21 protein-coding genes are annotated in these 19385 nt (G+C 36.9%); 10 read left to right on the top strand and 11 right to left on the bottom strand.

Going from position 1 to position 19385, the window contains the following annotated elements:
- Positions 1-551: 551 nt before the first annotated feature.
- The 3 genes from FG383_RS03835 to FG383_RS03845 all read left to right on the top strand — a co-directional run bounded on the left by FG383_RS03835 (position 552) and on the right by FG383_RS03845 (position 1830).
- On the top strand, positions 552-1244 hold the full coding sequence (locus tag FG383_RS03835) for a hypothetical protein (RefSeq protein WP_142605533.1): 693 nt from the start codon (positions 552-554) through the stop codon (positions 1242-1244).
- Between the two features lie 78 nt (positions 1245-1322).
- The gene (locus FG383_RS03840; protein ID WP_402825213.1) at positions 1323-1631 is read left to right on the top strand and encodes a DUF3243 domain-containing protein; all 309 of its coding nucleotides are present in this window, start codon (positions 1323-1325) and stop codon (positions 1629-1631) included.
- Complete coding sequence (locus tag FG383_RS03845) at positions 1621-1830, top strand: hypothetical protein (RefSeq protein WP_142605535.1); 210 nt, start codon at positions 1621-1623, stop codon at positions 1828-1830. Before FG383_RS03840 ends, FG383_RS03845 begins: the two co-directional genes overlap by 11 nt.
- 40 nt (positions 1831-1870) lie before the next feature.
- Here the strand turns inward: FG383_RS03845 and FG383_RS03850 are convergent, their stop codons facing one another.
- From FG383_RS03850 to FG383_RS03860, 3 genes are all read right to left on the bottom strand, one after another.
- Entirely contained in the window at positions 1871-2410 is a 540-nt protein-coding gene (locus tag FG383_RS03850; protein ID WP_142605536.1) for a biotin transporter BioY, read from the bottom strand.
- Between the two features lie 129 nt (positions 2411-2539).
- Positions 2540-2848 (bottom strand): DnaJ family domain-containing protein, encoded by a 309-nt coding sequence (locus FG383_RS03855; RefSeq protein WP_142605537.1) that lies wholly within the window; start codon positions 2846-2848, stop codon positions 2540-2542.
- Positions 2849-3014: 166 nt separating this feature from the next.
- Positions 3015-4094, bottom strand: a complete 1080-nt coding sequence (locus FG383_RS03860; RefSeq protein ID WP_142605538.1) for an AI-2E family transporter — start codon at positions 4092-4094, stop codon at positions 3015-3017.
- Positions 4095-4230: 136 nt separating this feature from the next.
- Between FG383_RS03860 and FG383_RS03865 the strand changes: the two genes are divergently transcribed.
- Complete coding sequence (locus FG383_RS03865; RefSeq protein WP_142605539.1) at positions 4231-4674, top strand: NUDIX hydrolase; 444 nt, start codon at positions 4231-4233, stop codon at positions 4672-4674.
- A gap of 54 nt (positions 4675-4728) precedes the next feature.
- Here FG383_RS03865 and FG383_RS03870 read toward each other — a convergent pair whose 3' ends face one another.
- The gene (locus tag FG383_RS03870) at positions 4729-6165 is read right to left on the bottom strand and encodes a DEAD/DEAH box helicase (protein WP_246096843.1); all 1437 of its coding nucleotides are present in this window, start codon (positions 6163-6165) and stop codon (positions 4729-4731) included.
- Between the two features lie 16 nt (positions 6166-6181).
- Positions 6182-6481 carry a cupin domain-containing protein gene (locus FG383_RS03875; RefSeq protein WP_142605540.1) on the bottom strand — a complete coding sequence of 100 codons (300 nt, stop codon included), beginning with the start codon at positions 6479-6481 and terminating at the stop codon, positions 6182-6184.
- Positions 6482-6686: 205 nt separating this feature from the next.
- On the opposite strand from FG383_RS03875, the gene FG383_RS03880 reads away from it, so the two are divergent.
- Positions 6687-6908 carry a DUF2187 family protein gene (locus FG383_RS03880; protein WP_142538970.1) on the top strand — a complete coding sequence of 74 codons (222 nt, stop codon included), beginning with the start codon at positions 6687-6689 and terminating at the stop codon, positions 6906-6908.
- Here FG383_RS03880 and recQ read toward each other — a convergent pair.
- From recQ to FG383_RS03900, 4 genes are all read right to left on the bottom strand, one after another.
- Entirely contained in the window at positions 6893-8659 is a 1767-nt protein-coding gene (recQ, locus tag FG383_RS03885) for a DNA helicase RecQ (protein ID WP_142605541.1), read from the bottom strand. The genes FG383_RS03880 and recQ overlap by 16 nt on opposite strands.
- Before the next feature lie 40 nt (positions 8660-8699).
- The gene (locus FG383_RS03890) at positions 8700-8927 is read right to left on the bottom strand and encodes a hypothetical protein (RefSeq protein ID WP_142605542.1); all 228 of its coding nucleotides are present in this window, start codon (positions 8925-8927) and stop codon (positions 8700-8702) included.
- A 781-nt stretch (positions 8928-9708) separates the two neighbouring features.
- Positions 9709-10209, bottom strand: coding sequence for an SRPBCC family protein (locus FG383_RS03895; RefSeq protein ID WP_142605543.1), 501 nt, complete (start codon positions 10207-10209; stop codon positions 9709-9711).
- Positions 10210-10228: 19 nt separating this feature from the next.
- Entirely contained in the window at positions 10229-10630 is a 402-nt protein-coding gene (locus tag FG383_RS03900; RefSeq protein WP_246096848.1) for an ArsR/SmtB family transcription factor, read from the bottom strand.
- Between the two features lie 98 nt (positions 10631-10728).
- On the opposite strand from FG383_RS03900, the gene FG383_RS03905 reads away from it, so the two are divergent.
- From FG383_RS03905 to FG383_RS03925, 5 genes are all read left to right on the top strand, one after another.
- Entirely contained in the window at positions 10729-11919 is a 1191-nt protein-coding gene (locus tag FG383_RS03905) for a class I SAM-dependent rRNA methyltransferase (RefSeq protein ID WP_142605545.1), read from the top strand.
- Between the two features lie 244 nt (positions 11920-12163).
- Positions 12164-13525, top strand: coding sequence for a sigma-54 interaction domain-containing protein (locus FG383_RS03910; protein ID WP_142605546.1), 1362 nt, complete (start codon positions 12164-12166; stop codon positions 13523-13525).
- Between the two features lie 212 nt (positions 13526-13737).
- The gene (locus tag FG383_RS03915) at positions 13738-14568 is read left to right on the top strand and encodes a beta-keto acid cleavage family enzyme (RefSeq protein WP_142605547.1); all 831 of its coding nucleotides are present in this window, start codon (positions 13738-13740) and stop codon (positions 14566-14568) included.
- Positions 14569-14574: 6 nt separating this feature from the next.
- Positions 14575-15618: a ketopantoate reductase family protein gene (locus tag FG383_RS03920; protein ID WP_142605548.1), complete on the top strand. Its 1044-nt coding sequence runs from the start codon at positions 14575-14577 to the stop codon at positions 15616-15618.
- 75 nt (positions 15619-15693) lie between these two features.
- The gene (locus FG383_RS03925; RefSeq protein ID WP_142605549.1) at positions 15694-17082 is read left to right on the top strand and encodes a GntP family permease; all 1389 of its coding nucleotides are present in this window, start codon (positions 15694-15696) and stop codon (positions 17080-17082) included.
- A gap of 198 nt (positions 17083-17280) precedes the next feature.
- Here the strand turns inward: FG383_RS03925 and FG383_RS03930 are convergent, their stop codons facing one another.
- Positions 17281-18228 (bottom strand): 3-hydroxyacyl-CoA dehydrogenase family protein, encoded by a 948-nt coding sequence (locus FG383_RS03930; protein WP_142605550.1) that lies wholly within the window; start codon positions 18226-18228, stop codon positions 17281-17283.
- Between the two features lie 17 nt (positions 18229-18245).
- Positions 18246-19070 (bottom strand): beta-keto acid cleavage family enzyme, encoded by an 825-nt coding sequence (locus tag FG383_RS03935; RefSeq protein ID WP_142605551.1) that lies wholly within the window; start codon positions 19068-19070, stop codon positions 18246-18248.
- Positions 19071-19385 lie beyond the last annotated feature (315 nt).

Genomic DNA, 19385 nt, shown 5'->3' on the forward strand with positions numbered 1-19385 from the left:
TAATGAGACTTCTCAGGCGTCCGCCTAAGCGGCGGTGAAGGCTCATCGCTTACCCGGTGGAAAGCGTACGACTGCAGTGAAAATCCTAGCGGTCACCTAATAGCTCTTTTACCGCGCAGTATCTCTATACAGTGTTGTATTTCAATGATATAAGTATCCAGTAAATAGCTATGAGCAATCAGATTGTTGGTGAAAGCAACGAACTTTATCCTAGTAAATGCTCCACTTATTTGGAGGCAACATTTTCTAATTTGGTTTTTAAATTAGTGTAGTGGGCCTGATAAATTTAAATCTCCACTAACTGCAGATTCCAAATTAGCGCTTATAAATTTTATAAACATAAAAAAATCGGCGACCAGTTTTGGTCACCGATACAAATATATGCACGATCTTAACGTTGAGGGGGGTTAAGTGTGCGAACATCAGCCACAATTTTGGAGAAAAGTCGCTGGTTAGAATCTTCCCCATTAAGAGTAAGTCTCTATATGGTAATGATAATCATTTTCATTTAAAAAGTCAACCATTTTGATAAAGTTTTGTATAATAAACGTATGACTACTTTATCGAATGATCAAATCAGACAATTAAATAATTATAGTGTGTATGTAGAACCTATTGGAACTCCCCTTTTCCATGCCAAAAACGTAGATAGTTCACTTTCCATGATTAAGTTAATCTCTAGCGCTCCGACTGATCCTATTGCTGCTTCTTTTTTCATGCGTAGAGTTGGTATGTTCATTTCCATGCAGTTTTATATGATGACGATGTACGATGAAATTTGGGATGGTCCACTAGAAGATTTAACGTTTTTCGCAACAACCGAGTATGGAAATAAAACAATAAGCACATATATACGAAAAGAACATTTTCGCGAGACAAGGGAAAATCGCTCAAAAGATGTACAGCTAATTTGGGAGCATCAATGCTATCCAATTATTCAACAATTGCGCGCGATATGCAGCGTGTCACCTCTCACTCTATGGGAAAACGTCTTTGGCTATTTACTTTGGCATTACTACGTTTTTTTCGATAATGAAGCAATTGCAGAACAAGCAAAGCATGATTGGGCAATTATGCAAGATGAATCCATTTGGACTACTTTTACTTCAAAATCATTTTTATCCAACTATTTGAAAGGGAAAAATCCAGCACATTTAATCAATAGCCCAGTTCGTACAACTTGTTGTTTTTCTAAGGATGTACCAGGACTTCAAAAATGTGGGTTTTGTCCATTTAATTCCTAAAAAAAATATGCATGATTACTCTCCCTCTGGACATAACTATAAATGGTTCTAAGAAGAAAGGAGTGTATGTGAATGGCAATGAATATTGATGACCGTCTAGATGCTAAGCTAAGTAGTATTAACTCGGAAGAAAAAGAAGAAATCCTTAAAAATTTCACTACTTTTAAATCGTATTTAGCTAGTAAAGTTGCCGCTGGTGAAAAACTAGGTTTAAGTGAAGAAGCACTAGCTAAAGCTACGGAAAAAGTAGCAGGTTACCTTGCAAAACATGAAGAGCCCCGTAACCGCGAAGAGCATCTCCTCCAACAACTTTGGAAAAGTGGAGACAAAGAACAACAACATGTGCTTAGTCACCTGCTTTTAAACCTTGTGAAAAATGAAGGATAAAATCCGAAAAGATGCACAAGGACGCTTTCTAGATAATCCAGATGGCGTACGCACGACAAAAGAAAGCCTATTTGATATGCACGAAGATATGCAAACAGTAGATCCTCTTCCTGTGGAAGAACTCAACATACAAGTGCAAGACGAGGCATTCCACCACCATACAAAAAATCGTTCGTTAAGCGAAGAACGATACCCCTAAAACGTAAAAAACTTGCCTGAATCCCCTCAGGCAAGCTTTTTTATATTAGTTTTGCGGCAACTAAGCGATTTCTTATGAGAATCCCTATAATCGCAGCTACGATTGCTTTTACTAGATCCGGCAAAATAAAAGGAATCATGCCTCCTTTAAATGCTCCATTCCAAGGTAAATCGGCAGCTACTTTCAACCAAATGGACCCTAGAACTAAAATAATCAATACAGCAATCATATTCGCGATAATTGCTTGTACTTTTGTATGTCCGAAATTCTCTAAATACCACCCAATAAATAATGCAGCAGGAATAATAGCGACAATATAGCCTCCAGTTGGACCTAACACAACTCCAAATCCGCCTTTCATCCCTGCAAATACAGGAATACCGATAACCCCCATCAACACGTACACTGCAACAGCAAGGGCACCGTATTTTGCCCCTAAAATGTTTGCTGTTAACATTACCGCTATCGTCATTAACGTAAATGGTACCGGCGGAATATTAATTATTATCTGTGCAGCAACTGCTATAATTGCAGCAAATAATGCAGCTACAATCATCATTTTTAAACGTTCATTTCTCATATTATTTCCCCCGATGTAAAATGAGTTAACTACACAACATTAAACGTTAACTCATTTTCATCATAATTAAAAAGTAAGTTCACGTCAATAGAGAAAAACAGAGTTCCCATAAAAATGAGAACTCTGTTTTTACCATCTTTGACTAGCTGCTTCGATTGTTTCTAAGCGAACGGTACCTTTTTGCATAGGAGGTGGACAGGATTTGTTATATTCCATTATTTTTTCGTTCAGCTTTGTTACTCGGAACTGCAAACCATCCTTTTGTCCATTTGTATACTTTTCGGTAATATCTTTTAATTCATCGCGAATCGCGTGTTGTAACTTTAGCCAATGAGGTTTAAAGCCCGCATCCTTCGCTATCTTTTGAAAATGTTGAAATAGGTCTCCTGAAAAATAATCAGCTGGTAATGGTTTTCCTTGCCCTTTTAAATTATCCATACCGCCCGTTTTTTCATAATCTCTTAGGATATCCCCGATTAAATCATTACTTGGTTTATTGAAATTGTTTATCCATTAGTCGAACCCTCATTTCATCAAGTGAATATGTGGTGCTTTTCTAATAAAAACATAATTTCGCTTAAGTTTTAGATCATCGTGCCATCTTCTAAACAGATTCCGTTGCGGCTTCTTTAATTTCTCCTCGGTGTGCATAAATATTTTTTAGTATCGCTTTTATTACTGCATAAGTAGGAACCCCTAAAATAATCCCCCATAATCCTGCAATATTTCCCGCTGCTAAAATAATCGTAATGACAGTCAAAGGATGAATATCTAATGATTTACCCATTACATTGGGTGTAATGAGATTGCTTTCAATTTGCTGCGAAACGAGCATAATAATCGCTACATAAATCGCCAGCTTTGGCTCTTGATAAAATGCGATAATAAGTGCTGGTACAAGCGCAATATAAGGTCCTAAAAATGGGATCACGTTCATCATCATCCCAAATACACCAAGCAATAATGCATATTCAAGTCTAATCGCGGAATACCCAATGAATAACATGACGCCAACTAAAAAGCTGACAAATAATTGTCCTTGAATATAAGAACGTAATACATCGTCAATATCAGCTAATGTTTTGCGAATCCAAGTTTTCTTATCCCCTCTAAAGAAATTCGCTATAAAAGGAGCAAACTTTTCATGATCCTTCAACATATACACAAGGAAAAACGGAACAAGAACAAATAAGAAAACACCTTGGAACACATTTTGGATAAACTTGATCAATAACGAACCAGCACCAACCGCAATCGTATCTACCTTACCCGACACTTCTGTAATTGTTTTTTGCAGAAACTCTGGAAATCGCTCTTGGTTGTCAGATACATACTCCGAAAATTGCAGTACTTCCGACACAATCTCCGGTGTATTTTTCACAAGCGCGTTTACTTGTTTTGTTAAAGGGGGGCCGACTAATCCATAAAAACCCCACCCAACTAATCCAATCACTACAAACACGGACAGTATACTAGCCCATCTTGGAAATTTTAAAGACTCTAACCATTTTAAAAGTGGTTTTGTTAAATAAAACAAAACGCCTCCTATCAGTAATGGCATAAAGATCGTTTGTCCGATAATAACGAATGGCGAAAAAATACTTTTTACTTGCATAAATAAAAAAATAATTAATAATGTCAATAGTATTGCAACACCTATTTGAAACCAACGCTTATTTGTCACCAACGCTCACATCCTTACTTTTTACTCCTTAATAGAATATACGATTCCCTATCATGGAGGTTTCACATTATTATGTATCTTACCATTTTTTCCTGTAAACTAATAATAGAATCTTGCTCTTGAAAGGATATTACGTATGGAATATTACAAGGAACTTCGAAAATATGTTGGGCATAGTCCGCTAATACTTCCAGGCTCTGCTGTGCTTATAGTAAATGAGAAAAATGAAGTATTGCTTCAAGAAAGAGAACTTGGAGTTTACGGCTTGCCAGGTGGGTTAATGGAGCTTGGAGAAAGTTTAGAAGATACCGCACGCCGTGAAGTTTTAGAAGAAACGGGATTACATATTGGAGGACTAACATTATGTCATGTGTATTCCGGTCCAGACTATTATATAGAAAATCCTAATGGAGACACTTTTTATGCGGTAACCGCAGTTTATAAAACAAAGGAATACAAGGGAGAACTTGCTCCGGATGGGATTGAAACTTTAAGTCTCCAATTTTTTAATCCGAATAACCTACCAAGTGGGTTATTGCCATCTTATCGAACATTTATTGAAAACGAGCTTGGAGTTTAGTTCACTCCAAGCTCGTTTATGTGGTGCTCGTTCCTGGTTATGTGGTACTCATTTCTATTTATGCGCAATATGCACTTTTAGTAATTTGCCTTTAACAGTTGTGTTTCGCATCGTTTTTAAAACAAGTGGGCCTTTGCCATTTAGTATTTCTACGTAGGTTACATTGTCTTGGATTGTAATAATACCGATATCGTCTGCAGACATTCCGTTTATTTTAGCTATGGTACCAACGAAATCTACTGCGCGAAGTTTCTTCTTCTTACCACCATTGAAATATAGTTTGGTGATATTGGCATTTAATTGTTCGCTTTTTGATTTTTTTATTTCTGGCTGTTCTTGCATCTTCAAGTCAAATGCAGTGCGATTTTTTGCCACTTCTTCCGCTGATAACGCAGGACCAACTGGAATTTCAAAGCCAATAAAGCCTTCAATTTCTTTTACAAATTTATCCTCGTGTGGCGTAGCAAGCATAATTGATTTTCCGCTACGACCAGCACGTCCCGTTCTACCAGTACGATGCACATAGCTTTCTTGCTCTAGTGGCACATCATAATGAACAACATGCGTAATATCTTCAATATCAATTCCTCGAGCCGCAACATCTGTAGCGATTAAATAGCGGAAATCGCCTTTTCTGAAGTCATCCATTACTTCAAAGCGGTCTTCCTGCATCATACCGCCATGAATTTTATCTGCCGTATATCCTTTTTCGTCTAATATGTCTACAAGTTGTTCCACTCGTTCTTTTGTACGACAAAAGATTATGCAACTGTCAGGGTTTTCAATAATCGTTAGTTTTTCGAGGAATGAAAGCTTAAGTTCCTCCTGCACTACATACTTCACATGCGCAATATCCGGAGCATTTTCTTCGGCAGCATCGATTTCAATCGAAACGGGTTGCTTCATATACTTACTACTCAACTTTTTGATCTCATCAGATAAAGTAGCTGAAAATAACATTGTTGTGCGTTTTGAAGGAAGTAATTTAATGATTGATGTAACTTGTTCCAAAAAGCCCATATTCAGCATTTCATCTGCTTCATCAATGACTAGATATTCGATTTTCGATACATCTAGCGTCCCTTTTTCAATATGGTCAAGAACTCGTCCTGGTGTCCCCACAACTATATGTGTTTTTTGTTTTAATGCAAGCTTCTGTTTCGCAAATGGTGATTTCCCATATAGGGCTAGTCCTTTTACACGCTTATAACGCCCGATATTCGTAATATCTTCTTGAACTTGAACAGCTAGTTCTCTTGTCGGTACCAGTACTAGTGCTTGTGGTTTGTTTTCTTCCCATTCAACCAGTTCACATAGTGGCGTTGCAAACGCTGCTGTTTTTCCGCTACCGGTTTTTGATTTCACCAAAATGTCTTGTTTTTCGAGTGCAACAGGAATGACTTTCTGTTGTACTTCCGTCGGCTCTGTATAACCTAATTGTTCGATTGCTCGTAAAATCTTTTCGTCTAATTTTAGTTCGTTAAAATGCACTATGCATAATCTCCTCTTAATTTCCAATTTTAATAACGATTACGTCTGCATCTTCCATTGCTTTTAATGCATGTTTTTCTAGGGGATTCATATGAAGGATGTGTCCTGTCGTTACTAGTTGTTCCACGCCATCTACTGTAAATAATATTTTACCTTTTCTAACAACAATTAAAACATATTCTTTAGCATCATGTTCTTTTATTTCTTCTCCTGATCGCAATTGAATATTCATCACTTGATAGTTGTCAAATTGAACCACTTTCGACACATGCTTCTCTTTTTCTTCCAATAAGTACGGCGTTTCGATTAAATTCATGCGTACTCCTCCCAAAACCAATCTCTTAACACTATCATATACAATAATTTCTGGAAATCAAAAAGTGCACCTTGTTGTCCGGTGATTTTTTCCGAAGCTTACTACCAATTACATCTAATAATCCCTATCACGCATTTTAATAGTTTATTTATGTTATAATAGAAGTATCGCTATTTGCGGAATAAACTAGAATAGAGGCAGATACATGAGTTTCCAACGACAACCAAAAGAAGTTTCCGACTTCGTAGCAGCACGGAAAATTGATGAGAAGATCTCTTTTTCTCGTAACGATCACGAAGTACAAGGCACTATCTTCAAAATTTTAGAACACTCAGTTATTGTTGAAATATCTACAGAAGATGCGAAGAAGATTAATGTACCTTCTAATTTAACAGTAGTGTCACATAAAAACTATACGGTGGTATAAGAGTTAATTTCTTCAAGGAAAGCCTTACCGTATTTATCTCGTTTATTTGCACCTACACCGTGCACCTCTAATAATTGTTCTTCGGTTTGCGGACGTTTTACACACATATCTTGCAATGTTTTATCAGAAAAAATAACAAACGGTGGTACACCGGCTTCGTCCGCAATTTTTTTCCGAAGTGCTCTTAAACCTTCAAATAATGGATCGTTCTTCGCAATTTGCTTCGTTACTGCGACTCCTTTACGCATTACTTGCCTTTTCCCAAGCAATACATCTTTCCCTTTATCTGACACATATATTGTCGGTAAACTTCCGTGTTTCACTAATAGGATTCCTTCTGATATCATAAACTCCATTAATCCCGACACTTCTTTTAATGATTGGTTCTTCAATATTCCATAAGTGGATAATTTCGTAAAACCGAAATCGATTACTTTTTTGTTTTGTGAACCGGTTAAAACCTGCGCTGTAATGGTTTTTCCAAACTTCTGTCCCATTCGAACAACACAGGATAATACCATCTGTACTTCTTTTGTAACGTCTTGAACTTCCCTGGAATCCGTACAGTTTGCACATCGACCACAGTCCTTCGCATCTGGTTCTCCGAAATAGGTCACGATAAACTGCTGTAAACAATTTTCCGTATGACAATAATCGACCATCCCTTGCAACTTCTCTAACTCCCCTGGAATTCGTTCACGATCCAAAGCTTGATCGATTAAAAAGCGTTGAGTTTGCACGTCTTGAGATGCATACAACACAACACATTCACTTGGTAGTCCGTCTCGTCCAGCTCTTCCTGCTTCCTGATAATAGCTTTCCATATTTTTTGGAAGCTGATAATGAATCACGTATCTGACATTCGATTTATCGATTCCCATTCCAAACGCATTTGTTGCAACCATTACTTGCGCTTCATCCGTTAGAAAACGCTCCTGCTCTTTATTGCGAAATGCTTCTGGAAGCCCTGCATGGTACTTCGCCGTGCGTACTCCCGCTTTATTTAGCAATTCATATAGCTGATCCACCGTTTTTCTTGTCGCCGCATATATAATTCCTACTTCTTGCGCATTCTTTTTAATAAAATCTTTCAGAAATTTGTTTTTGTCTTGTCCAAGTACGACAGAAAACCTTAAATTTGTGCGCGCAAATCCCGTGATTACAGTGCTATCTTCTTCAATTTGAAGCAATCTACATATATCCGCTCGTACTTCTGGAGTTGCCGTAGCTGTTAATGCAAGTACGACTGGTTCTACTTCAAATACGTCCTTAAGTCTATGGATAGCACGGTAGCTTGGTCTGAAATCATGCCCCCATTGAGAAATACAATGTGCTTCGTCGACTGCGATTAATGGTACTTTGACACGTTTTAATTGATTTAAAAAGCTTTGAGATTCTAATCGTTCGGGCGCAATATAAAGTAAACGATACTGTCCATTTTGCACTTCTTCCATCGTTTCTCTTACTTCTTGTGCAGTTAATGTACTATTGATAAAAGTGGCTGAAATGCCGGCTTGTACTAAAGTATCTACTTGATCTTTCATAAGGGAAATAAGGGGGGAAATAACGACCGTAGTTCCATCTAACATTAAAGAGGGGATTTGATAACAAAGTGACTTCCCACCCCCAGTTGGCATTACACAAAGACTTGAATGACTGTTTAGCACATAGTTAATGATCGTTTCTTGTCCTTCTCGAAAGGAATCGTATCCAAAATAATTTTGCAATAATTGGCGTGCATGCTCGAGCATTCTCGTACCTCCTATCTATTTAAGAAAAAAGGAAAACAGATTACTTTCTGCTTCCCTTTTTGTTTGTATGTTGCTGATTTGGTTTCGGATCCACTTTTTGAACATCAGATCCTAGTAATAAGTAGCCAAGTCCTCCAGATATAATACAAGCACCTATTGTAATAAGGACCTTATGGAGAATTGGTACATCCGTATGATCCTTCAAAATCCATGTGGCGAGTATCGCTACAACGATCATAATCGGAATGACAACTTTCGACTTTTTCACAACGAACTTCCTTCCTCGTACATATGTATAGTATATTGTACCATAAACAGTTTTATAAGGAGCGAGTGAGAGTATATATACATCTAGTCTTCTTAATAATACTTTCTTGGTTATTCTTAACAAAAAATACTCTACTAAAAGATATTTTGTACAATATAGGGAAAGTTCGTCTATAACAGTATCCGCTGTGATTTTCGCTGCAGGGCGGACGCTTTCCACCGGGTGAGCGATAAGCCATTCCCGCCGCTTAGGCGTACGTTGGAATGTCTCATAAAGCCCACTCATCCGGTTGGAGTCACCGCCTGCAGCGAAAATCAATGAAAATTACTTATTTACCCAGTATCGACTCGCTTAAAACAAAATTTCCACAGTTTTTCGACTGTGTAAAACCAATAAGTGGCTTAGGGCAACAAATCATTCAGTGAAAGCAACCATTTCTTATAATTACAAGTTTACTTGAGGTGAGATGACAATGACTGTGATTCATTATTTAAATAATGAGTCGGAAGAAGTTTCCGCTACAAGATGGTCGCTTTTTAGCGAGTGAGCGCTGTGATAAATTCGAATAACGGTTGAATGATACAATATATTCCACGAATGAGACAAACTGGACTAGCAGATGTTAAGAAGTATTATCCCAATACCACATTTAATAGATGAAAGTTACATACTTTGTGTGATTTGGAGAAATACATTCGCAAGCCATAGATTTTATAATTTCCTAATGAATGACAAAAAACCGCATTTTCCAGGTAGAAAATGCGGCTATTTTGAAAATATATTATTGACCTGTATAACTAATTTTTCCTGTTTCAAGTAATTCTTTCAGTCCCATGAACATTAAATTCCAACCATGTTCAGATCCATCGTGATATTCTCCGAGTGCTTTCTCAATATCAGATTCTGTCCAATTTTCTTCATGCGCAACGTGAATTTTTTGTGAAAATGTCATTTCGCATCCTTGGGAAAGTTCTTTTAGCTCTACTGTAATCGTATCTTCTAATTCACTGAATTGAGGCATTTTAAAAGTAAATACCAATTTTTGAGGAGGATCTATTTCAAGATATTCTCCAATTGCTCGGTAATCTTGACCACCTCGATGATCGACAATTTCCCATGTCCCGCCTACTTGCGGATTGTTTTGTGCAACCTTGTTAGTCCCCTCCAATGTAAAAAACCATTTTCTCATCATCTCAGGATTCAGCCATGCATCAAACACTCTTTCTGCTGCTACGTCGAATGTTCTTGTCATTGTTAAAGTCGTTGTGGATAAATTGTTCATGTGATTGCTCCTTTTTCGTTTAATGTTCTTTCCTTTTCGCCTTCATTAGCTCGCTTTCAAGCAGATCAAAGCGTTTACTCCAAAATTTCTCGTAAAAGTTAAGCCATTCTGTTGCTTGAGATAGTGATTCAGTCTTTAAGCGACATATATGCGTTCTGCCGTTTATTACCCGCTCGACTAAATTTGCCCTTTCCAAAACTTTTAAATGCTTGGAAATTGCAGCCAAGGACATGTCAAACGGCTCTGCTAGTTCAGAAACCGTCCTTTCTTCCATTGCCATCATACGAACCATATCTCTTCTCGTGTCATTTGCTAAAGCATGGAAAATTTCATTTAGACTTTCTTCATTTTGATTAATCATGTAGTTTAATATAACTGATTTCTGATAAACATTCAACCATGTGGTTAAATACAATAACATAATCAATTATGAATTAAATTATCCAATTCATCGCATTTCTTTTTTTAAGTGCTTTCATATGTGATAATAAAGAAAAACAAACTTCGAGGATGACAATCATGCATAAAGAAATAGATATAAAAATAAAAGATGCCCTAGCGCAAGATTTACAAAAAGGAGTTCCTATTTTACTAAAAGAAGGGTTCAACGATATAGCCTCTTTACCTGAAGGAGCAATTTTACAACTGCGCAATCCTGCTGGCAAGTTTGTTGGCAAAGGCTATGTAGGAATGCAAAATAAAGGGATGGGCTGGCTTCTGACGAAAAATGAAAATGAACCAATCGATACGCACTTTTTCCAAAAGAAAATTGCAACTGCGATCAAACATCGTGTGGATTATTTCAATAGTAGCGATACTACCGCTTTCCGTGTATTTAACGGAGAGGGCGATGGAATTGGCGGATTAACGATTGATTATTTTGACGGATTTTACTTAATCAGCTGGTATAGTGAAGGGATTTACTCGTTCAAAGAAATGATTTTGGCTGGACTCGAAGCTTCTGTCAGTTATAAAGGAATTTATGAGAAAAAGCGCTTCGATACGAAAGGGCAATACTTAGAAGACGATGATTTTGTAAAAGGCGAACGTGGGGAATTTCCATTAATCGTGAACGAAAGTGGACAAAAATTTGCAATCTACTTGAACGACGGGGCAATGGTTGGTGTATTTTTGGACCAACGTGACGTTCGTAAAAAAATTCGTGATACTTATTCTAAAGGAAAAACAGTGCTTAATACATTTTCTTATACGGGTGCTTTTTCTGTTTTCGCTGCTGCAGGTGGCGCAACGAAAACGACAAGTGTGGACTTAGCAAAACGGAGTCTCAGCAAAACTACTGAGCAGTTTGAAGTGAACGGAATCGATGCTGAGAAACAAGATATTATCGTGATGGACGTATTCGATTATTTTAAATACGCCAAACGAAAAGAATTAGCTTTTGATGTAGTGATTCTAGATCCACCAAGCTTTGCACGTTCGAAAAAATACACGTTTAGCTCTTCTAAGGATTACACGAACCTATTGAAAGATGCCATCGCTATTACAGAGAAAAACGGAGTGATTGTCGCTTCCACAAACAACGCAACGTTTGGGATAAAAAAATTTAAAACTTTTGTGGAAAAAGCTTTTAAAGACAGTAATCGTAAATACACCATTGAAGAAGAATTTTCCCTTCCTAATGATTTTAGAACGTCTCCGCTTTTTAAAGAGGGGAATTATTTGAAGGTATTGTTTGTGAGAGCTAAATAACAGAAATAGTCGCTAGTTAAATTTTTATTCTAAAAAACCTCCCGATTGTATAGCATTGGCTAAATAATCAGGAGGTTTTTTGCTATTCCTCGTTCCTTTGTACTTAAATAAAGTATTGACGTGGTAAACTTAAATTCTATTATACTGAAAATATAGAAAAGCATGAGATATACATTTAAAAATGGGTCACTTGATTCTAGATTAGAACATAAGGGAATCAGGTTTAAAAGGAGATTATGTACAATTGGAAAAGTATGTTGAATCTGTCGATTATAAAAAAATTTGCGATGAATTATATGATGGGATTTATATCGCTGACGAAAAAGGAAAGACTTTATATGTCAACAAATCCTACAGCAGAATAACTGGATTGTCACCAGAACTAGTTTTAGGCAAGTATGTAAGTGACCTCATGAAGGAAGGATTATACAAAAATGCAATCACACCTGACATTATTAGAACAAAGAAACCAATTAATGCAATGGCAGAAATCCGTACAGGGGTAAAAGTATTACTTTCTGGATCACCTATTTTAGACCATGACGGAAACATAAAAAAAGTCGTTGTTATTAATCGGGATATGTCGGATCTATTAGATATGCAAAAGAAACTTGTTGCATCACAAAATGAAATTGAACATCTGAGGAATTTGCAAATAACTAATAAGTTAATAGGAAAAAGCCATCAAATTCAACCTATAATTCAAATGGTTCACCAAGTAGCCAATTTAGATGTAACTGTTCTTATAACGGGAGAAACAGGGGTAGGCAAAGAAGTTATAGGAAATGAAATTTATATGAATAGCAATCGACACGGAAAACCTTTTATTAAAGTCAATTGTGCAGCAATCCCTGCTAACCTATTAGAAGCAGAATTGTTTGGATACGAAGCAGGCTCCTTCACTGGAGCATCTAGTAAAGGGAAAATAGGAATGTTCGAATTGGCGGACAAAGGCACATTGCTTTTAGATGAAATTGGCGAAATGCCCCTTGAATTACAATCAAAACTTCTTAGGATCATCCAAGAAAAAGAAGTCACACGTGTAGGCGGAACGAAATCAATTAAATTCGATGTTAGGATTCTTACTGCAACCAATTGTGATTTATATGAACTAGTTAAAAAAGGGAAATTTAGGGAAGATTTGTATTACAGGTTGAATGTATTTCCTATTCATATCCCTCCTCTACGAGATCGATTTTCAGATATTGAATTATTAACGAAACATTATTTGGACATTTATAACACGAAGTATGGAAAACAAGTATTATTTGATCGTGAAGTGTATGAGGTGTTCAAAACGTATACATGGCCAGGAAACATAAGAGAGTTGCAAAATGTGGTGGAGCGCTTAGTTATTACGTCAGAAAAACATAAAACAATTAACGCTGAATTATCCAGAAACATATTAAATATTGAGCCGGAAAGTATAGAAACATCAACTGGTGAGCTAAGTCTTAAAGAAACTGTAGAAAAAGTAGAAAAGAAGATAATAGAAAAGGCATTAAAAGATTATGGCAGTACAAGAAAAGCAGCTGCAGTTTTAAAAATTAGCCAGTCATCTGTAGTAAAAAAAGCAAAAAAATTAGGAATTCAAATAAGTGATTAAAAAAGGAATCGAAACTGATTCCTTTTTTAATCGCCAACGAACAACAAGAATTGACAGATAACGATGATTTCAATTAATAATCGATGAATTATTTCATCACCTTATTTTAGACGAGGAAAAAAAGCCTTTCATATTGCGTTTTTTATAGTTGGCACACAAATTGCATTATATAAAGTGAATAACCAATTATATAGAATGCGAGGGGTAAAGCGATGGAAAAACTAATCATTACTGTGGCACCTACAGGAGCACAAACTACTAGAGAACATACACCATATGTGCCGCTATCTCCAAAAGAGATTGCAGATTCAGTCTATGAATCGTGGAAAGAAGGGGCAGCTATTGCCCATATTCATGTTAGAGATTATAAAGGAGACAACACACTTGATTTAGACACATATAAAGAAGTAATAGATCGAGTAAAGGATAAATGCGATATTATTCTAAATTTAACAACAGCGGGCGGATTAGGGAATAATGAAGAAGCAAGATTGAAAGTTTGCGAGCTAAATCCCGAAATGGCTACATTTGATGCAGGGACTATGAACTTTGGTCAAGACGTTTTTCATAATACTCCTACTTTTTTAGAAGAATTGGCAGCGATTACAAAAGAACGTCAAATAAAACCGGAAATTGAGATCTTTGATGTTGGAATGATAGATAATGCTTTAAGAATTGCGAAAAAAGGGTTATTGGAGAAACCATTTCATTTTCAGTTTGTATTAGGTGTCCATGGTGGCATGGCTGCTACCCCTAAAAATCTAATGTTTTTAGTAGAAAGCATTCCCAAGGGTTCCACATGGTCAGCAATAGGGGCTAGTAAGGATCAACTAACCATTAATACGATGAGTATACTTTTAGGCGGTCATGTTCGAGTTGGAATGGAAGACAGTGTGTACTATCAAAAAGGAGAGTTAGCTACTACCAATGCACAATTTGTAAAAAGAATAGTTGAATTGGCTGGCGTTCTAGGAAGAGAAGTTGCTACACCAGATGAAGCACGGAAAATTTTACAACTATCCAAAAAACTAATCAAGGGGTGACTATTTATGAAAATAGGCGTATTAGGAGTAGGTTCGCTTGGGACAATTATCGGTGCACTGATCACTAAAGGAGGATATGATGTTGATTTGATTGATATTAATCAACAAAATGTCGATGAACTAAATCAAAATGGTGCAAAAATAACAGGATTTTTAGAAGAGACAATTCCTGTAAAAGCTAAACATCCAAACGATTTAACTGGAAAGTATGATGTGATATTCCTTCTTACAAAGCAAGTTTATACAAAAGATTCATTGGAATCGATTCTACCTTTTTTAAATGACGATAGTGTAGTGTGTACGTTGCAAAACGGAATACCTGAAGAAAACGTTGCCGCTATCGTTGGAAAGGAAAGAACTATTGGCGGTGTAGTAGGCTTTGGGGCCACTTGGACAGGGCCTGGAGTATCTGAGCTTACAACAGAATTAGAGGTAGTGAAGAAATATGCTTTTGATATTGGGGAACTTACTGGAGAAACAACCGAAAGATTAAAAACGATCAAAGACATTTTAGAAACGGTTGGTTATTGCGAAATGGTTACTAATATTAATGGAATGAAATGGTCTAAGCTGTTAATGAATGCCACCTTTAGTGGGATGTCTGCAGCATTAGGGTGCACATTCGGAGAGGTATTATATAACCAAGATGCCATGAGAAGCCTGGCAAACATCGCAGATGAAACGATTAAAGTAGCTCGAGCAAATAATGTTCAGCTAGTAGAAATGCAAGGGAAAGACTTTGAGTTTTTAGAGTTAGAAAAGCAAGAAGATATCGCTGAAAAAATGGCATTTTACGAAGAAGTGTGGGGACCTCACGCAAACCTCAAGGCTAGTATGTTGCAAGATTTAGAGAAAGGTAGAAAAACAGAAATCGATTTTATTAATGGCCATGTTTCGAAAAAAGGAAGAGAGAAAAACATTCCTACTCCTTATAATGATTTGGTTTGTACCCTTGTAAAAAAATCAGAAGAAACAAAAGAGCTGCCTGTTTTTGCAGAAAATATGAAGGAATTTAATCTAGTAAACATGGAGCAAAAAGCAATCAATTAATAGAAACAATATGTAGGAAAGAGCGGGAATAATCCCGCTCTCAAGCAAGGCAAATGAAAAAGGACGGTGCAGCCAATGTTTATCGAAGTTTTTGCTATTCTTCTCTCATTAGGGTTACTTATATTTTTAGCCTATCGTGGTTTTCCAGTCATAGTCATTGCCCCCATTGTAACTTTACTAGCAGTTGCTCTATCCGGCGCTGCTCTATTACCTAGTTATACAGAAGTTTATATGCCGAATTTAGCAAACTATATTAAAACATGGTTCCCTATTTTTATTTTAGGTGCGGTATTCGGAAAGTTAATGGAGTTAAACGGAGCGACGACCGCAATTGCGAAAAAGATTATGGACATCTTTGGTATTAAAAGAGCGCTTCTGGCAACCATACTCGCTTGTTCTATTTTGACTTATGGTGGAGTTTCCCTGTTCGTTGTAGTTTTTGCAGTATATCCATTTGCCGCAGCAGTTTTTCGCGAGGCAGGTATACCTAAGAGGTTCATTCCTGCAGTAATTGTTTTGGGTGGATGTACATATACAATGGATGCTTTTCCAGGTACACCTCAAATCCAAAATATTATTCCGACAAATTATTTTGGAACGGATGCTTATGCTGCCCCTATAACAGGACTTGTTGCAGGATCAGTCATTTTCTTGCTAGGCTATCTTTGGTTATTAAGAAGAGTAAATAAAGCAAGTTTAGCTGGAGAAGGTTATGGGGAAGGTCACACAAACGAACCAGTTATCAATCCAGATGAAAAGGTTATCAATTTTTGGGTAGCAATTATCCCTTTGGTAGTTGTTGTCATTCTTAACTTTGTATTTACTAAAACAAGTTTTGCAGTTAATCACTGGTATACTCCTGAATTTTTGGAAGAAACTTTTAATGTTCAAAACTTGAGCAGTTTGAGTTCCACATGGGCACTTATTGTTGCGCTTGTTTTAGGGATTATTGCTGCGTTATTTATCAATATAAAATCATTTACTCCTTCCAAGCTCTCTTCCGGACTCACTTTGGCTGCAAGCGGTTCCTTATTAGCTGTATTCAATGTGGCTTCAGAAGTAGGTTTTGGAAATGTTGTGAAAACACTACCAGGATTTGAAGTAATTAGGAATGCGATTACCGGAGTCTCTTCCCATCCATTAATATCCGAGTCTATCGCCGTTAACGTACTAGCTGGTGTTGTTGGATCCGCATCAGGTGGGATGTCGATTGCTCTTGAAGTAATGGGACAACATTATCTTGACTTAGCGAATTCCATGGGGATTGATCCAGAATTTCTTCACAGGGTTGCCTCTATGTCAGCAGGCGGCTTAGACTCACTGCCACATAGTGGTGCGACGATAACTATTCTTGCCATTTGTGGTCTTACTCATCGCCAAGCATATGGGGATATTTTCGTAATTACAATTATGAAGGCACTTGTAGCGTTTAGTACTGCTGTGATACTTTCTTTAATCGTTTAATTTGATAGATTACAATCAGAAAGGGTGTCCAAATATACAGATTTGGACACCCTTTTCTTTATATTTCCTATTAAACATGTGATAGATAATTGGACGAAGAAGCCAACCAAGTTGGGAAAGCGGTCCTAACAAAAACAATAAAAGATAGTATCTAAAATGGATTACGATATTCCAAATACTATCTCTCATAGATCCCTATCATTCCATATAACATCTGGATGCTTTTAGTTGGTGAATAAGCCTTCTATTAAATTGTTTTTTAATCTCTGCACTTTGCTTTTCATCGTACTCAAAAAAACCTTTTCCTGTTTTAATGCCAAGCTCTCCATTAGATATTTTGCTTCTTAATAGTTCATTGGATTGTTGACGATTGTCCATTACCTTTAATAAATTATCCCCCACTGTACACCAAATATCGAGTCCACCCATATCAGCAATTTCCAGCTGACCTGCCGTGGCATAACGGAAAGCTGGACCGAATTTCAGTGCACGGTCCACATCCTCGTAAGAAGCAATACCTTGCTCAATAATCGAAAATACTTCCCTTGCGATACCTTGTTGAATACGATTCGCCACTAGGCCCGGCACATCCTTTAATACTTTAACGCATTGCTTATTAATCGATTGATAGAGCTTGTCGACTTTTTCATAAATATGTAGTGGCATATTGCCAAAGAAGGACAGCTCCACAATTGGCATAATATGGGCCGGATTGTACCAATGATTGATCATCATACGTTGTTTACGCTCTTCGCTCACGAGCTCCATCATACTTTCCAAAGCTAAACTAGATGTATTACTTGCTAAAATCGTATGCTCAGGACAATAGGCATCTAATTGTTTAAAAAGTTTTTGTTTTAGCTCTATAATTTCAGGAGCCGCTTCAATCACATAATCGCATTGTGAAACAGCTTCACATAAATCATTGAAATAACTTATTTTTTGGAGCGCTTTCAAAACAATAGCTTCTTCGATCACTTTTTCATCACTTAATAAACGAAGCTCTCGTTCTATATCCCCCGCAACACTGTTTACTCGTACCTCGTCTACATCGTATAGACGGATTTCATATCCGCCAATAGCAAAGCTTATTGCAATACTATGTCCCATTGTGCCAGCACCGATAACACCAATAGTCTTTATCATTTCCCCGCACCCTCCCCTTAGTTCAACCCTAAAATTTGTCGTGCTTCCTCAGGAGTTGCGACTTCTTTATTTAATTCATGAATAATTCGAACGGCTCTTTCCACAAATTCGGCATTCGATTTTGCCATCTGCCCTTTTGCATAATAAATATTATCTTCCATCCCCACTCGAATATGGCCACCCAGTGCTAATGTCGTATATAGAATCGGTAAATGACCTTGCCCAATTCCAAAAGCAGACCATGTACAATTTTCAGGAAGTAAACTTTTTAAATAGACGAGGTTTTCAACAGTAGCTGCTGTACCACCTGGTGCACCGAGTACAAATTGATAATGTGTAGGTTCTGCGACCAGTCCTTTTTTTACATAATAAAGGGTATTGTATAGCATACCTGCATCAAAAACTTCAATTTCTGGTTTCACATTGTTATCTATCATCACTTGTCCAAGCTTTTCTAAAAAACTTGGTGTATTTAAGAAAATTGTTTTATGCATCCAATTCATACTACCAGCGTCAAACGATGCCATCTCAGGTTTTAGTTCAATTAGATGTGCCATACGTGTCTCATCCGTCGCATTCAAATCTCCTGAGGTTGTTAAATTTAAGATAATATCGCATTCTCGTTCACGAACAAGCTCTACCGTTTCTTTAAATCTTTCTTTATCCATCGTACCGTTACCTTCTTCATCAATCATATGCAAATGCGCGATCGCAGCACCTGCTTTCCACACGTTAATTACATCATCCGCGATTTCTTTAGGTGTCAAAGGAATATTGGGGTTTTTATCCTTCGCTGGAAATGCACCTGTCAAAGCTGCTGTAATAATTACTTTGTCTTTCATTAATATCACTCCTTCTTTTTATTACTTATCTTTATTGCAAGATGCATGCCATATTTCAAATGGCTTAGAATAAGCGTTTGTCTAATAAAAAAAGAAAAAACGATGAAAATAATCATCGCTTTTTCTTTCACTTTTAGGAAGACAGCTTCATATAGAGATGTCTTTTGATGAAATTATTCATCACACATGATGATTTATATCATCTATCTAACTAATCACTAATTTCTTCACCCTTTTAATCGCGTCCAATCAACTACATTTTATAATAGGACCCCACTGAAACGATTGTTTAAGAAAGTCGATGGAAACTGCTGA

It is taken from the genome of Psychrobacillus soli (genome assembly GCF_006861775.1).
GTDB lineage: Bacteria > Bacillota > Bacilli > Bacillales_A > Planococcaceae > Psychrobacillus > Psychrobacillus soli.

Bases quoted from the DNA above. Each gene is read 5' to 3' on its own strand.
- FG383_RS03855 (WP_142605537.1), bottom strand. From the start codon at position 2,848: ATGGATAATTTAAAAGGGCAAGGAAAACCATTACCAGCTGATTATTTT.
- FG383_RS03930 (WP_142605550.1), bottom strand. From the start codon at position 18,228: ATGATAAAGACTATTGGTGTTATCGGTGCTGGCACAATGGGACATAGT.
- FG383_RS03905 (WP_142605545.1), top strand. From the start codon at position 10,729: ATGCATAAAGAAATAGATATAAAAATAAAAGATGCCCTAGCGCAAGAT.
- FG383_RS03895 (WP_142605543.1), bottom strand. From the start codon at position 10,209: ATGAACAATTTATCCACAACGACTTTAACAATGACAAGAACATTCGAC.
- FG383_RS03850 (WP_142605536.1), bottom strand. From the start codon at position 2,410: ATGAGAAATGAACGTTTAAAAATGATGATTGTAGCTGCATTATTTGCT.
- FG383_RS03920 (WP_142605548.1), top strand. From the start codon at position 14,575: ATGAAAATAGGCGTATTAGGAGTAGGTTCGCTTGGGACAATTATCGGT.
- FG383_RS03925 (WP_142605549.1), top strand. From the start codon at position 15,694: ATGTTTATCGAAGTTTTTGCTATTCTTCTCTCATTAGGGTTACTTATA.
- FG383_RS03845 (WP_142605535.1), top strand. From the start codon at position 1,621: ATGAAGGATAAAATCCGAAAAGATGCACAAGGACGCTTTCTAGATAAT.
- FG383_RS03865 (WP_142605539.1), top strand. From the start codon at position 4,231: ATGGAATATTACAAGGAACTTCGAAAATATGTTGGGCATAGTCCGCTA.
- FG383_RS03835 (WP_142605533.1), top strand. From the start codon at position 552: ATGACTACTTTATCGAATGATCAAATCAGACAATTAAATAATTATAGT.
- FG383_RS03840 (WP_402825213.1), top strand. From the start codon at position 1,323: ATGAATATTGATGACCGTCTAGATGCTAAGCTAAGTAGTATTAACTCG.
- FG383_RS03900 (WP_246096848.1), bottom strand. From the start codon at position 10,630: ATGTTATTGTATTTAACCACATGGTTGAATGTTTATCAGAAATCAGTT.
- FG383_RS03935 (WP_142605551.1), bottom strand. From the start codon at position 19,070: ATGAAAGACAAAGTAATTATTACAGCAGCTTTGACAGGTGCATTTCCA.
- FG383_RS03880 (WP_142538970.1), top strand. From the start codon at position 6,687: ATGAGTTTCCAACGACAACCAAAAGAAGTTTCCGACTTCGTAGCAGCA.
- FG383_RS03875 (WP_142605540.1), bottom strand. From the start codon at position 6,481: ATGAATTTAATCGAAACGCCGTACTTATTGGAAGAAAAAGAGAAGCAT.
- FG383_RS03915 (WP_142605547.1), top strand. From the start codon at position 13,738: ATGGAAAAACTAATCATTACTGTGGCACCTACAGGAGCACAAACTACT.
- recQ (WP_142605541.1), bottom strand. From the start codon at position 8,659: ATGCTCGAGCATGCACGCCAATTATTGCAAAATTATTTTGGATACGAT.